The following is a 13348-nucleotide window of genomic DNA, read 5'->3' as shown; positions in this document are numbered from 1 at the left end:
AGTCGTGGTCCGCCAGACCGAATCGCTGAGGATCGGCCATGAAGCCCAGCGCGCTTTCCCTTTCCGGCAAGACGGCCTTGATGGTCATTACGGCCCTCGGCGTCCTGACCCTGGTGCTGACGGCCGTCGCTGCGGTCCTGCTGACCCGCGACGCTGAGGCCCAGGCCGCCGAGCGTCAGGAGGCCAATATGCGGGTCGCCTGGGACGTGCTGGCCGATTACGGCGACGGCTTCACGGCGCGCGACGGCAGGCTGTATGTCGGATCGACTCCGATGAACGACTTCGTCGAGCCCGTGGACCGGATCAAGGCCCTGGTCGGGGGAACCGCGACCGTCTTCCTGAACGACCTGCGCGTGACCACCAATGTGGTCAAGGATGACGGCTCCCGCGCCGTGGGCACTCGGCTGAAGCCCGGCCCCGTCTATGATGCGGTGCTGAAGGCGGGCGAGCCCTATCGAGGCCAGGCCGACATTCTGGGCAAGCCTTATTTCGTCGCCTACGACCCGATCAAGACCAGGGCCGGCCAGACCATCGGCGTGCTGTATGTCGGCATCCCCAAGGCGGACTTCATGGCCTCGGTGAACCAGGTGATGATCGCCCTGTTCGTGTGCGGCTTGGCCGCCGCCCTGCTGGGGGTCGGGCTGTGTCTGATCGTTTCCCGCCGGATGTTTTCGCCTCTCAAGGCTCTGTGCGAGCGGATGGAAGCCCTGCGCCAGGGCCGAACCGACTTCGACACGCGCTGGGCCATGCGTGAAGACGACATCGGCCAGATGGCCCGCGCCGTCGCCGCCTTCCGCGACGCTGCGGTGCGCCAGAAGGCCGCGGAAGCCGAGACCGAGGCCATGCGTGAGGCCGCCCGTGTGACGCAAGAGGCGGGAGAAGCGGAACGGGACCGTCTGGCTGAGGAAAACGCCCTGGTGGCGGAGGCGCTCGGACAAGGTCTGGCGGCCCTGGCGCGCGGAGATCTGAGCCATCGGATCACCGCAGACTTCGCCGAGCGCAGCCGCAAGCTGAAGGACGACTATAACGCCGCCGTGGACACGCTGGCGGCGACCATGGCCGACATCGTAGACCTGGTTGAGGCGATGCGGGCTGCAACATCGGAGGTGACGACGGCGACCGACGACCTGTCGCGCCGCACCGAAAGACAGGCCGCCGCCCTGGAACAGACCGCCGCCGCCCTCGATCAGATCACGGTCACGGTGCGCAAGACTGCGCAAGGCGCCCGGTCCGCCGCCGACATCACCGCCGAGGCCCGAAGCGGCGCCGCGACGCGCGAACAGATCATCGCCGAGACCACAGCCGCCATGGGCGAGATCGAGGCGACCTCGGGCCGGATCGGGGAAATCATCGGGGTGATCGACGAAATCGCCTTCCAGACCAATCTCCTGGCCCTGAACGCCGGGGTCGAGGCGGCGCGGGCGGGCGAGGCCGGTCGCGGTTTCGCGGTGGTGGCCTCAGAGGTTCGCGCCCTGGCCCAGAGGTCGGCGGGGGCCGCGCGCGAGATCAAGGGTCTGATCGCCGCCTCCAGCGCCAGCGTCGGCGAGGGCGCTCGACTGGTGTCCCAGACCGGTGCGGCCCTGACCGCCTTGATCGGCCAGGTGGCCGAAATCAACCAGCTGGCCGGCGAGATCGCCGCCTCGGCCAAGGCGCAGGCCGAGGGGCTGGCCGAGGTCAATACGGCCGTCAACCAGATGGACCAGACCACCCAGCAGAACGCCGCCATGGTCCAACAGACCACCGCCGCCAACCAGGCGCTCAGCCAGGAGGCGGAACGGCTGGCCGAACTGGTGTCGCGCTTCCGTCTGGGCGACGGGGCGCCATACGGCGACGCTCAGGACGAACGGACGGTCTGGGCCGCCTGAGCGGGATCGAACAGGCGCAAATGAAAGGCCCGCCCGGATCCTCCGGGCGGGCCTTGTCACATCGACTGACAGGTCGACGGGGGCCGGATCAGGCCTGCATCATCCAGCCTTCGACGTCCATGGCCGCCTGACGGACGGCTTCCGAACGGGTGGGGTGGGCGTGGCAGGTGCGGGCGATGTCTTCCGAGGCGCCGCCGAAGCTCATGGTGACGGCGGCTTCGTGGATCATTTCGCCGGCCTGGGGGCCCATGATGTGGACGCCCAGAACCTTGTCGGTGGCGGCGTCGGCCAGAACCTTAACGAAGCCGTCGGTCTCGTGGTTGATCTTGGCGCGGCTGTTGGCGGTGAAGGGGAATTTGCCCTTCTTGTAGGCGACGCCTGCGGCCTTCAGCTGATCCTCGGTCTGACCGACCCAGGCGACTTCGGGGAAGGTGTAGACCACGCTGGGCACCAGGGCGTAGTCGACGTGGCCGTATTTGCCGGCGATGGTGTCGATCACGGCGACGGCGTCTTCCTCCGCCTTGTGCGCCAGCATCGGGCCATGGGTCACGTCGCCGATCACCCAGACGCCGTCGGCGACCTTGAAGTGATCATGGTCGATGAAGCCGCGCTTGTCCGGCGTGACGCCGATGGTCTCCAGACCCAGGCCGTCCGTATAGGGCCGGCGGCCGATGGCGACCAGGACGACGTCGCCCTTCAGGGTTTCGGCGGCGCCGCCGGCCGAGGGCTCGACTGTCAGCTCGACCCCGTCCTTGCCCGACTTGGCGGCCGTGACCTTGGCGCCCAGTTTGAACGCCATGCCCTGTTTGGTCAGGGTGCGCTGGAAGGCGGTGGCGACCTCGGTGTCCATGCCGGGGGTGATGCGGTCCAGGAACTCGACCACCGTCACCTCGGCGCCCAGGCGGCGCCAGACCGAACCCAGCTCCAGGCCGATGATGCCGGCGCCGACCACAATCAGCTTCTTGGGCACGGCCGGCAGGGACAGGGCGCCGGTGGAATCGATCACCTTGCCCGCTTCAAAGGCGACGCCCGGCAGCGGAGTGGGCTCCGAGCCGGTGGCGATCACGATGTTCTTGGCCTCCACCGTCTGGACCGAGCCGTCGGCGGCGGTCACCTCGACCTTGCCCTTTCCGACGATCTTGCCCTTGCCCTTGATCCAGTCGGCCTTGTTCTTCTTGAACAGGAACTCGATCCCCTTGGTCAGGGCGGTGACGCTGTCGTCCTTGGACTTGTGCATCTGGCCCAGGTTCAGCTTGGGCTGGACCTCAATGCCGATCTTGGCGAACTCGCTGTTGGCGGCGTCGAACATTTCCGAGGCGTGGAGCAGGGCCTTGGACGGCATGCAGCCGACGTTCAGGCAGGTGCCCCCCAGGGTGGCGCGCATCTCGACGCAGGCGACCTTCAGGCCCAGCTGGCCGGCGCGGATGGCGGCGTTATAGCCGCCGGGCCCCCCGCCGATGATGACGACGTCGTAGGGAGCGGGGGCTTCGGCCATGATATCCTCTGGTCTTCTGGCGCGCGGGAAAAGCGCGCGGACACTAGCGCCGACCCCGCACGGGTCAACCGCCGCGCATCATATGGGGCGCGGAATCGACCTTTGCAGGGGGTCAGACGACCGGCTCGGCCCTGGTCTGCTCCTGCGGCGACGGCTCGGGCTGGGCGCCGGCGGCGCCTTCAGGCGTCAAATCCAGCGGCAGGGTGATGGCCACCTCAGCCCCCTCGCCCGGGGCGCTCTCCACGGTCAGGGCGCCGGACGCCTGTCGGGCGAAGGCGAAGGCCTGAGACAGACCCAGCCCCGCCGCGTCGCTTCGGGTGGTGAAAAAGGGTTCGGGCGCGCGACGCAGAGTGTCCGAATCCATGCCGGGGCCGGAGTCGCGCACGCTGAGCCGCAGGTCGCCGGCCGAGGCGATCGCCAGACGAACGGCGACCGATCCGGCGCCGTTCGAGGCCTCGACCGCATTGCGGGTCAAGGCGATGACCGCCGCCTCGAATGCGACGGGATCGACCCGCGCCGGCGCGGGCTGGTTCGGGGTCTCGATCATCAGATCGACGTCCGGTCCGGCGATCTGGCGCAGCCGGCCCTCCAGCCCCGCCAACAGTACGCCCAGGTCCAGGCGCCGCAGCAGGGTGCGGTCCTCGTCCTGAGAAAAGGCGCTCAGCCGGCGGGTCATCTGTTCGCCGCGTCGCCCCGCCGTCAGGGCCGCCTGGCCCAGCCGGCGGACGCGGTCAGGATCGTCGGAGTGGCGCAACAGCATGTCCAGGGCGGAGGTCATGACGTTCAGCAGGGCGGCGAAATCCTGCGTCACCCCGCCCGCCAAACGGCCGACATTGGCCATGCGGCGTTCGGCCTCCAAGGCCTCACGCAGATCGCGCTCCGCCTTTTCCGCCTGGGCCAGCGCCTTTTCATGGGCGAGCGCCTGGGCCTCCTGACGGCGGGAGAATTCGGCCTGGGCGGCGGTAAGGGCGGCGGCGACCGCGTCGGAGGCGGCCGCATCGTCGTTTGCCTCGGCGAGGGCGGGCGCAGCCGGGGCCGTATCCTGGGCCTCGGACACGGGCGAGCCGGCCAGAAGGATGGCATCCGCAGCGTCCGCCTCGTCGGTCAGAGGCAGGAGGGTCCAGCGGATCGCCGCGCCCTCGGCGTCGATCGTCTCTATCGGAGGGATATCCTCGCTCGGAGCGGTCAGAACGGCTCTGAGGGTCTGGCGAGCCTCGACCCGGCGGTCGGGCGGCAGGAACAGGTCGGCGAAATCGGCCCCGGCCACGCCCTCGCTGCGGCCCAGCATGACCAGGGCGGCGCGGTTGGCCTGGCGGATCGCGCCGTCGGGCCCGACCACCACCAGGGCGCTGGAGGCGGCGTCGAAGACGCGGTCGGACAGGCTCGGTCCCGCCGGGCGCGCGGAGGGCGCGGCCGGGGGCGCCGGCGGAGGCGTCATCGGTTCGATCGCCGGGGTGGTCAGGACGTCCGTCTCGACAATGGCGGCGATCGAGCCCGTGATCTGGCCGTGCTCGTTCTCGATCGGCATGGCCGTCACCGAAACCAGCATCTTCTTGCGGGTCGCCGCATTGACCATCAGGTGCTGAAAGCCGCGCACCGTCTGGCCCCGCAGGGCCCGTGCGCTGGGAAGGAGGTCGGGCGGCACGGTCTTGCCGTCCGGAAAGGTGATGCCCCAGGTGGCGGAATGGAATCGCAGCCCCAGGAGTTCGGCGTCGCGACGGCCCAGCAACTGATGTGCAGCGCGGTTGGCGAAGACGAACTTGCCCGTCTGGTCCGTCTCGACCATGGCGACGGGCACGGCGTTCAGGGTTTCGAACAGGCGACGATCCGAGGATTCCGCCACCTTCTGAACGATGTCCAGCTGATCCGTCGCGCTGGCGTGGCGCACCCGGTTGGCGATGGCGAACCAGATGGCGATGACCGCCGCGACATTGCCGAAGCCCGCCAGGAGTCCAAGCACCAGGGTCCAGTTGACCTCGCCTTCGAGGAACATCAGTCGATCCGTTTCAATTTGGGGCTCACATCCCCCGCATCGGCGTCCCCGTGCAAAAGGCGAACCGGTGAAGCGGAGACTTAGCGGGTTAACCACACGACATCGCGACGGGCGTCGTCAAGCCGTTCCAACCCTCTCAGCCCCAACGAAAAAGGGGCCGGACGTCGCCGCCCGGCCCCTTCTATTCGCGGCTCGGCTGAGCCTTACAGTTTGAAGCGAACGCCGAAGAAGACGTTGTAGCCGAACTTCTCGTACTCGTAGGTCCTTTCCTTGACCCCGTAGTAGCGGACGCCCGCCGAGTCGGTGAGGTTCTTGGCCTCGCCGAACACTTCGACGCCGTTGCCGAAGTCGTAGCTGGTGGTGAAGTCCAGCTGACCGCGACCTTCGACATACAGATCCTTGCCCGGATTGGTCGCGTCGATCGCCTCCAGGAAGTCCCCGCGGTGGGTGTAGGAGATCCGCGCGCTGAACCCGTACCGCTCATAGAAGAGAGCGGCGTTGTAGGTTTCGTCCGACTGACCCGGCAGGGCGAAGGTGTCACGGCCGGCGAAGGCGCGGCTGGTTTTGATTTCCGCATCCGTCAGGGTGTAGTTGGCGAAGACGCCGAAGCCGGACGCCCAGCTCGGCAGGAAGTCGAACGTCTGCTGCCAGTTGAACTCGACGCCGGCGATGTGGCCGTCGCGAGCGTTGCGGGCCTCGGTCACCTGGGCGACCGTGCTGGTCGGGGTGACGTAGGGCACATTGTCCGTCACCAGGGTGAAGCGGTAGTTGGACAGGTCCTTGTAGAAGGCGTTGGCCGAGATCACGCCCAGAGGACGCAGATAGTATTCCAGACCCAGATCGACGTTGTTCGACAGGGTCGGCTTCAGATCGGGATTGCCCCGCGTCACGGTCGTGCGGCCGCTGTCGGTCGTTTCCAGAACGCGCGGGACGATGTCCGTATAGTCCGGACGCGAGATGGCGCGGGTCAGGGCGAACCGTCCGATCAGCTGATCGCTGAAGCTGTGGCGCAGCGTCAGATTGGGGAAGAAGTCCGTCTGATCGCGATCGACCGTGACCGGGGTCTGGGCGCCCGACAGGGCGACGCTGGTCGCCGACCCTTCGAAGTCCGTCTTCTCGACGCGCAGACCCACGAGGACATCGGTCGCGCCGAGGTCGAACCTGGCCTGAGCGTAGCCCGCCAGGATGTCTTCCTTGGCGGTGTAGTCGGCGGTGATCGACTGGGGAATGCGGCGCACGCCAGCGGCCGAATCCGGGTTGGTCGAGCCAGCCCGAACCCGGTCGAAATAGTCCGTCACCAAACCGGCGTCGAATTTGAAGCCGAGGTTATAGTCGTAGTTCTGCGACGGACGATCGCTGAGCAGCGAAGCCAGGGTACCCGGATTTGCGGCGGCGGAGCGGTCGCGGAAACGCTCCTCATCGGCCGTCACTTCGCGTGCGCTGTACTTGGCGCCGAACTTGAGCTCGACTTCTCGTCCGCCGATGATCGTGGGCAGTTCGAAGTTGGTCTTGAAGGCGACGTCGTCCTGTTCGGTCGAGTTGGACCGGAAGGTGTTTTCGCGGAATTTATAGTTGTTGGAGTTCAGGTAGAAGCCGGTCGGGTCGGTGAAGACCGAATAGGTCGGCTGATAGTGGTCGGCCGTGTTGTAAAACATCGTCGGCACCGGGTCCGAGCGATAGACCAGTTCGTCACGGTGCGGATAGGTCTGCTCGCTGTCGGCGAACGACAGGACGGCGTCCCAGACCGCCCCGTTGCCGAACGTCCGCTGGCCGCCCAACTGCACGGTGGAGATGTCGTTCTCTTGCGTGCGGTGACGCAGTTGCTTGTAGATGCGGGCGTTGTTGAAGGTGGCGCTGGTGTCGGTCGATCCCGGTTGCAGCGTGCCGTCGCTGTAGGTGAAGTTCAGCGTGTTGCGGAACTCGTCGTCGCGGAACTGGGCGTAGGAGCCCTTCAGCCAGACGCGGGTCGCCTCGCTGGGACGCCATTCCAGGGCGCCCGTCACCGCCTTGCGGGTGCGCTCGGTCTCGTAGTCCTTGAACAGGGTGTTCTCGAGACCCCAGATCTGGCCGCCGCCCTGCGCGGGGTTGCGGTTGATCAGCACCCATCCGTTCTCGACGTTGTCGGGACGGCGGTTGGTTTCGGAATAGCTCAACGACACCAGGGCGCCGAAGGTTTGGTTCGGGCCGAAGACGTTGGAAGCCGTCAGGCCGCCGCGATAGTCCTCGCCGCCGTAATCATTGTAGCTGCCGCCCGCGTAACCGCTGAGCGCCAGGCGGCGCTTGTCGAAGGGCGAGCGCGTCTTGATGTCCACGGCGCCGGCGATGGAATCCGCGTCCTGGCTGGGGCGCAGGGTCTTGGAGACCTCGACGGTCGAGACGATGTCCGACGGCAGGGTGTCGAGATCGACCGCGCGGGTCGACGGCGACACGGCGGGGACGGCCACCCCGTCCACCGAGATGGCGGTGAAGCTGGACGGCGCGCCGCGGACATTGATGTAGCGGCCTTCGCCCTGGTCGCGCTGGATGGCGATGCCTTGGACGCGCTGCAGGGACTCGGCGACGTTGGGGTCGGGGTAGCGGCCGATGGCGTCGGCCGACAGGACGTTGATGGTGCCGTCGGCGTTCTTCTGCTGGTTCAGCGAACGGGCCACGCCGTCGGTGATGACGCCGGTGACGATCACGTCGCTGACCGTGGCGGCCTCGGCCGCGCCAAGGGCGATGGCGACTTCGGTTCCACCTTGAACCACATTGACGGTCTGGCTGGCCGAGGGCTGGCCGATGTAGCGCACGTCCAGAACCGCCGTACCGGTCGGCAGAACCAGGTCGAACTCGCCCTGGGTGTTGGTCACGGCGCGTTGGCCGGTAGCGCGAACGACCACCTCCGCACCCGGGAGGGCGTCGCCGGCGGCGTTGGTGACCCGTCCGTGAACCACTTCGCCGGCGACGGCGACCGAGGCGGCCAGGGCGGAGCTCTCATAGGCGTGAGCCGGCAGGGCGGCGGTCACAGCGGCGAGCGACGCGAGCGAGGCGCCCGCGAGGAGATGGAATTTCATGACGATGTCCCCAATGCCGGGTTCAATCCCGACGAATACAGCCGCGCTTAGCGCCGAGCGGCGAAAGGATCGCGACGGTTCAGCGACGCTTGCGGATCGGTTCGGCGTCGCTGGTGTGACAAATCGTCAGTAAGCTGGCGAATCATCGTTCTGTCGTCTCGAAAACGTCACTCATTCGCCGTTGACGCCGTGCGGCGTCTTGCGGATCAGGCGCTTCTCATTCCTTAGGGGGATATCATGAAGGTCAATCAAGGCGCCGTTTGGTCCGGGATCTCGATCTCCGCACTCCTGCTCGCGGCTTGCGCGACCCATGAGGTGGATTTCCAGGGCGAAGGCGAAGGCTTCGTGGGGCCGGGGGCGGAGGTTCAGGCGGTGCTGGAGACCCCCTCGGTCGGCACGGCGGGCCAGGACGCCGCCGACGACCCGGCCGTCTGGGCGTCGTCAACCCCGGTGACGGTCGGGGGCCAGACCACGCTCGGTTTCGTCGCCGGCACGGACAAGAAGTCGGGTCTTTACATCTACGGCCTCGACGGGCGGATCCTGCAATTCCTGCCGGAGGGCCTGCTGAACAACGTCGATCTGGTCGAAGGTCTGACCGTCGAGGGCCGTCCGCAGATCGTCCTGGGCGCCAGCGACCGCACGCCGGGCAAGACGGGGGTGTCTCTGTATCTGTTCGACCCGGCGGGAACCGGCGACAACCGCGTGCGGCCCTGGGGCGCCATCGCTACGGACGTGGTCGAACCCTATGGTTTCTGCTTCGCGCGTCGGGGCGATGAGGTCCATGCGATCCTGGTCGGGCATGAGGGCGAGCTGCGCCAGTTCATCCTGAGCGTGGACGCCGCCGGCCGTCCGGCGTCGCGCGAGGTGCGCCGGGCCGAGATCGGTTCGATCTCCGAAGGCTGCGCCGCCGACGAGGCGACCGACGCCCTCTATATTAACGAAGAGAACGTCGGCCTGTGGCGCTATGGCCTCAATCCGGCGACGGGCGCCGCACGCACGCTGGTCCAGCCGATCGCCAAGGACCGCCTTGTCGCCGACGCCGAAGGGCTGACGACCCTGGCCGATGGCGACAAACGCTATCTGATCGCCTCCAGCCAGGGCGATTCGACCTTCCCCGTCTGGCGCATCGACGGCGCGGCGCCCGAATACAAGGGCCGGTTCAAGGTCGTGGACGGGGCGGTGGACGGGATCACCGGCACCGACGGCCTGGCCGCCGCCGGCGGCGCAGTCGGCCCCTTCCCCGAAGGCGTGGTGGTGATCCAGGACGATGTGAACGACGTCGGGACCCAGAATTTCAAATATGTGGACTGGCGCGACATCCGCCGCGCCCTGGGGCTCTAGGACCCGCTGGTTCTACTGATCCTCGTCGAACTTGCGGGCGACGAGGTCCGTCAGGGCCTCGATCGCCTCCTGGGCGTCGGAGCCTTCGGCTGAGACCTCGATCTGGCAGCCGATCCCGGCGCCCAGCATCAGCAGGCCCATGATCGACCGGGCGTCCACGGTGACGCCGTCGCGCGAGACATGGATCTCGCTGTCGAAGCTGGACGCCAGCTTGACGAACTTGGCCGAGGCGCGGGCGTGCAGCCCCCGCGCATTGCAGATGTCCAGTGTGGCGGTGACGCTCATTTCTCGCCTGCAAGCACCCAGGACGCGACGGAGATGTATTTGCGACCGGCGTCCTGGGCATGGGCCACACAGGCCTCCAGCGTCTCGCGCCCGCGCACGCTGGCCAGTTTGATCAGCATGGGCAGGTTCAGCCCGGCGATGACCTCGGCATGGGTCTGTTCCATCACCGAAATCGCCAGATTGGACGGCGTGCCCCCGAACATGTCGGTCAGCAGGATGACGCCGTCGCCGTCGTCCACGGCGGCAGCGGCGTCGACGATGTCGCGCCGACGGCGCTCCATGTCGTCTTCGGGCCCGATGCAGATGGCCGCCACCCCGCGCTGCGGGCCGACCACATGCTCCATCGCCGAAAGAAACTCCGAGGCCAGTCCCCCGTGGGTGACGATAACAAGGCCAATCATGAGAACGTCACTCGCATCCCCCGAACCATCCCCGGACCTCTCCCTGTCCGACAGGGAGGCCGGACGCGCCCACCTCGGGACCGCAAGGGCCGTGTCATAGACTCGTTGCGCGCCGGTTCAAAGCGTTCCGAGCGCGACTGCGACCATCTCGACGGCGGACGGGGGGCGGGGGTCCAGCGCCAGGAGCGGCAGATCCACCCCCGCGAACCGGCGGGTTTGCGTCTCGGGCAGGCGTTCGACCGCCTCGGGCGCGCAGGCGACGGCCATGACGACACGGGCGATCCAACGTGTTCTGGCGGACACGATTCCGACCCCGCGCGCCTCGATCCGGCCGGCGATCGACTGGGGCGCCGTTGCGTAAAGCGCTCCGTCCGAGGCCCAGACCCGAGTATAGTCGTCGCTGACCAGTCGCCAACCGCGTCCGATCAGCCGCAGCGCCAGATCGCTTTTTCCGGCGCCTGAGGGTCCCAGGATCATCACCGCCCGCCACACGCCCTCGCCCGGTCCGCGCCGGGCCACCGTGGTCGCGTGGATGGGGGCGGCCCCGGTCACGGCCGGCGGCCGTTCGCCGGCAGGGCCACCACGAAGCGGGCGCCCAGGATGCGGTCGCCCTCGGTCATATTCTCCGCCCAGGCGCGCCCCCCGTGCGCCTCGACGATCTGGCGGACGATGGACAGGCCCAGACCTGAGTTCGATCCGAAGGCCGCGCCCTTGGGTCGCGAGGTGTAGAAGCGTTCGAATACCGTCTCGAGATTTTCGGGCGGCACCCCCGGCCCCTGATCCTCAATGCGGATCCGGATCGGCAGCTCGCCCTCCGTCTCTTCCAGGGTCACGCGCACCGATCCGTCGGCCGGACTGAAGGAGCGGGCGTTGTCGATCAGATTGCGGAAGACCTGGCCCAGAGGCCCGTCGCGCCCCACCACCCGCAGCGCCTGAGCCGGCGGATCATACAGGACCGGAATGTCGCCGGGCTTGGCCGTCGTCTCATAGACGTTGACGATGTCGCTCAGCAGGGTGTTCAGGGCGATGGGGCGGGGCCGATCGCGCGACAGTTCCGCATCCAGCCGCGAGGCGTTGGATATGTCGGTGATCAGCCGATCCAGGCGCCGCACGTCCTGCTGCAGCAGGGCGGTCAGTTTTTCGCGCTGAGCGTCCGTCTTCACCAGGGGCAGGGTCTCCAGGGCCGAGCGGATCGAGGTCAGGGGGTTCTTGATCTCGTGCGACACGTCAGCGGCGAACCGTTCGATCGCGTCCATCCGCGTGGACAGGGTGTCGGTCATCGATTCCAGCGACCGGGCCAGGTCGCCGATCTCATCCTTGCGGTCTTCCAGATCGGGAAGAGAGATGGATCGGGCCCGTTGCAGCTTGACCCCGTCCGCTGCCGCCGAAAGCCGCATGATCGGTCGCGCCACGAACAGATGCAGCAGCAGGGAGGCCAGGAGATTCACCCCCAGGGCCACCAGGGCGAAGGGCACCAGGGCGCGCCTCTGGGCGCCGAGGATCTCATCGACATTGCCGGCCTCAAGCGTCAGCACCCCCAAGACCTGACGCACATGTCGGATTGGAATGGAGACGGAGACGACGCGATCGCCCGACTCATTGCGCCGGAGCGTGGTCTGGGGCGCGCCGGCCAGTGCCAGCTCCACCTCGGCCGTCACCTCGCGCTCCGCCGCGTCCTTCTGTTCGGCCCGACGCGCGTTGACGCGCGCCAGATCGCCGGGCGCTTTGGAGCCCGCCGGGCGGGCGGGCGGCAAGGCCTGGCCGGGGATGTTTTCGGTGACCTGATAGCTGTCGATGACCTGCAGGCCGTTGATGTCGTACAGGCGCACCCGCTGCCCCTCGGGCACGAAGTTGTCGCGCAGCCAGCGGGCCGCCTCGCCGACGTCCAGCTCCGGGGTGGGCTCGCCTCGCGTGATGCTGAGCTGCCCCAGCACATTGCCGAGCAGTTCGGCCTGGACCTTCAGCGATTCCTGGCGCGCCTGAATCAACCCCTTGCTCCATTCATTGAGCAGGAGGGCGCCGCCGAACAGGATCAGCAGGCTCAGCAGGTTGAGGGCGAGGATGAAGCCGCCGAGCCGCGAGCCGCCGAAGCGGAACAGCGGCCGTCGATGAGGCTCTTCCTCGGTCTCGCGGCCGGGAAGATCAGCTTTCGCGGTATCGGTAGCCGACGCCATACAGGGTCTCGATCGCGTCGAACTCGGGGTCCACGGCGCGGAACTTCTTGCGCATCCGCTTCACGTGGCTGTCGATGGTGCGGTCATCGACATAGACTTGGTCGTCATAGGCCGCGTCCATCAGATTGTCGCGGCTCTTCACGAAGCCGGGGCGCTGGGCCAGGGCCTGAAGCAGTAGAAATTCCGTGACGGTCAGCTTCACCGGCTTGCCGTCCCAGGTCGATTCGTGGCGGGCCGGGTCCATGCTCAGCTTGCCGCGCTTTATCGCCTTGCCGGAGACCTCGGCCGAGGGCTCGGGCTCGACGCCGTCGGCGCCGGTGCGGCGCAGCAGGGCCTTGACCCGCTCGATCAGCAGCCTCTGGCTGAACGGCTTGTGGATATAGTCGTCGGCGCCGAGGTTGAAGCCGAGAATCTCGTCGATCTCTTCGTCCTTGGAGGTCAGCATGATGACCGGGAGCTGGGAGGTCTGGCGCAGCCGGCGCAAAACCTCCATCCCGTCCATGCGCGGCATCTTCACGTCGAGAATGGCCAGATCGGGCGGCGTGCTCTCCAAGGCCGCCAGACCCGATGCGCCGTCGTGATAGGCGGTGATCTTATGGCCATGGCTTTCCAGCGCCAGCGAGACGGACGTCACGATGTTCTCGTCGTCGTCGACCAGGGTGATATTGGCCAAGGGGTCTTCTCCTGAACTTCCCGTTCCCGAAACCGAGAACGCACGGCAAGCGTAACCGTTCGATCGCG

The 13348-nt window shown here is 67.5% G+C and carries 10 protein-coding genes; 2 read left to right on the top strand and 8 right to left on the bottom strand.

Annotated features, from left to right (window positions below):
- Positions 1 to 38 precede the first annotated feature (38 nt).
- Positions 39 to 1865 carry a methyl-accepting chemotaxis protein gene (locus tag JL11_RS03030; protein WP_054764352.1) on the top strand — a complete coding sequence of 609 codons (1827 nt, stop codon included), beginning with the start codon at positions 39 to 41 and terminating at the stop codon, positions 1863 to 1865.
- 88 nt (positions 1866 to 1953) lie between these two features.
- Here the strand turns inward: JL11_RS03030 and lpdA are convergent, their stop codons facing one another.
- The 3 genes from lpdA to JL11_RS03015 form a co-directional block, all read right to left on the bottom strand.
- Positions 1954 to 3360, bottom strand: coding sequence for a dihydrolipoyl dehydrogenase (gene lpdA, locus JL11_RS03025; RefSeq protein WP_054764351.1), 1407 nt, complete (start codon positions 3358 to 3360; stop codon positions 1954 to 1956).
- 112 nt (positions 3361 to 3472) lie between these two features.
- The gene (locus JL11_RS18130; RefSeq protein WP_082382567.1) at positions 3473 to 5353 is read right to left on the bottom strand and encodes a PAS domain-containing sensor histidine kinase; all 1881 of its coding nucleotides are present in this window, start codon (positions 5351 to 5353) and stop codon (positions 3473 to 3475) included.
- A gap of 203 nt (positions 5354 to 5556) precedes the next feature.
- Entirely contained in the window at positions 5557 to 8406 is a 2850-nt protein-coding gene (locus JL11_RS03015; protein WP_054764350.1) for a TonB-dependent receptor, read from the bottom strand.
- A 237-nt stretch (positions 8407 to 8643) separates the two neighbouring features.
- On the opposite strand from JL11_RS03015, the gene JL11_RS03010 reads away from it, so the two are divergent.
- Positions 8644 to 9747, top strand: a complete 1104-nt coding sequence (locus JL11_RS03010) for a phytase (protein WP_054764349.1) — start codon at positions 8644 to 8646, stop codon at positions 9745 to 9747.
- Positions 9748 to 9759: 12 nt separating this feature from the next.
- Here JL11_RS03010 and JL11_RS03005 read toward each other — a convergent pair whose 3' ends face one another.
- The 5 genes from JL11_RS03005 to JL11_RS02985 form a co-directional block, all read right to left on the bottom strand.
- The gene (locus JL11_RS03005) at positions 9760 to 10032 is read right to left on the bottom strand and encodes an HPr family phosphocarrier protein (RefSeq protein ID WP_054764348.1); all 273 of its coding nucleotides are present in this window, start codon (positions 10030 to 10032) and stop codon (positions 9760 to 9762) included.
- Positions 10029 to 10433, bottom strand: coding sequence for a PTS sugar transporter subunit IIA (locus JL11_RS03000; protein WP_054764347.1), 405 nt, complete (start codon positions 10431 to 10433; stop codon positions 10029 to 10031). The genes JL11_RS03005 and JL11_RS03000 overlap by 4 nt, the downstream gene beginning before the upstream one ends.
- Positions 10434 to 10550: 117 nt before the next feature.
- The gene (locus JL11_RS02995) at positions 10551 to 10985 is read right to left on the bottom strand and encodes an HPr kinase/phosphorylase (protein ID WP_054764346.1); all 435 of its coding nucleotides are present in this window, start codon (positions 10983 to 10985) and stop codon (positions 10551 to 10553) included.
- A complete protein-coding gene (locus JL11_RS02990) occupies positions 10982 to 12607 on the bottom strand; it encodes an ATP-binding protein (RefSeq protein WP_054764345.1) in 1626 nt (541 codons plus the stop codon). The genes JL11_RS02995 and JL11_RS02990 overlap by 4 nt, the downstream gene beginning before the upstream one ends.
- On the bottom strand, positions 12576 to 13280 hold the full coding sequence (locus JL11_RS02985) for a response regulator transcription factor (protein ID WP_054764344.1): 705 nt from the start codon (positions 13278 to 13280) through the stop codon (positions 12576 to 12578). The genes JL11_RS02990 and JL11_RS02985 overlap by 32 nt, the downstream gene beginning before the upstream one ends.
- Positions 13281 to 13348: the final 68 nt, after the last annotated feature.

It is taken from the genome of Brevundimonas sp. DS20, assembly GCF_001310255.1.
In the GTDB taxonomy this organism is placed as follows: Bacteria; Pseudomonadota; Alphaproteobacteria; order Caulobacterales; family Caulobacteraceae; genus Brevundimonas; species Brevundimonas aurantiaca.
Note: the sequence above shows the minus strand (reverse complement) of the source record. Positions and strands in the feature narration are given on the sequence as shown.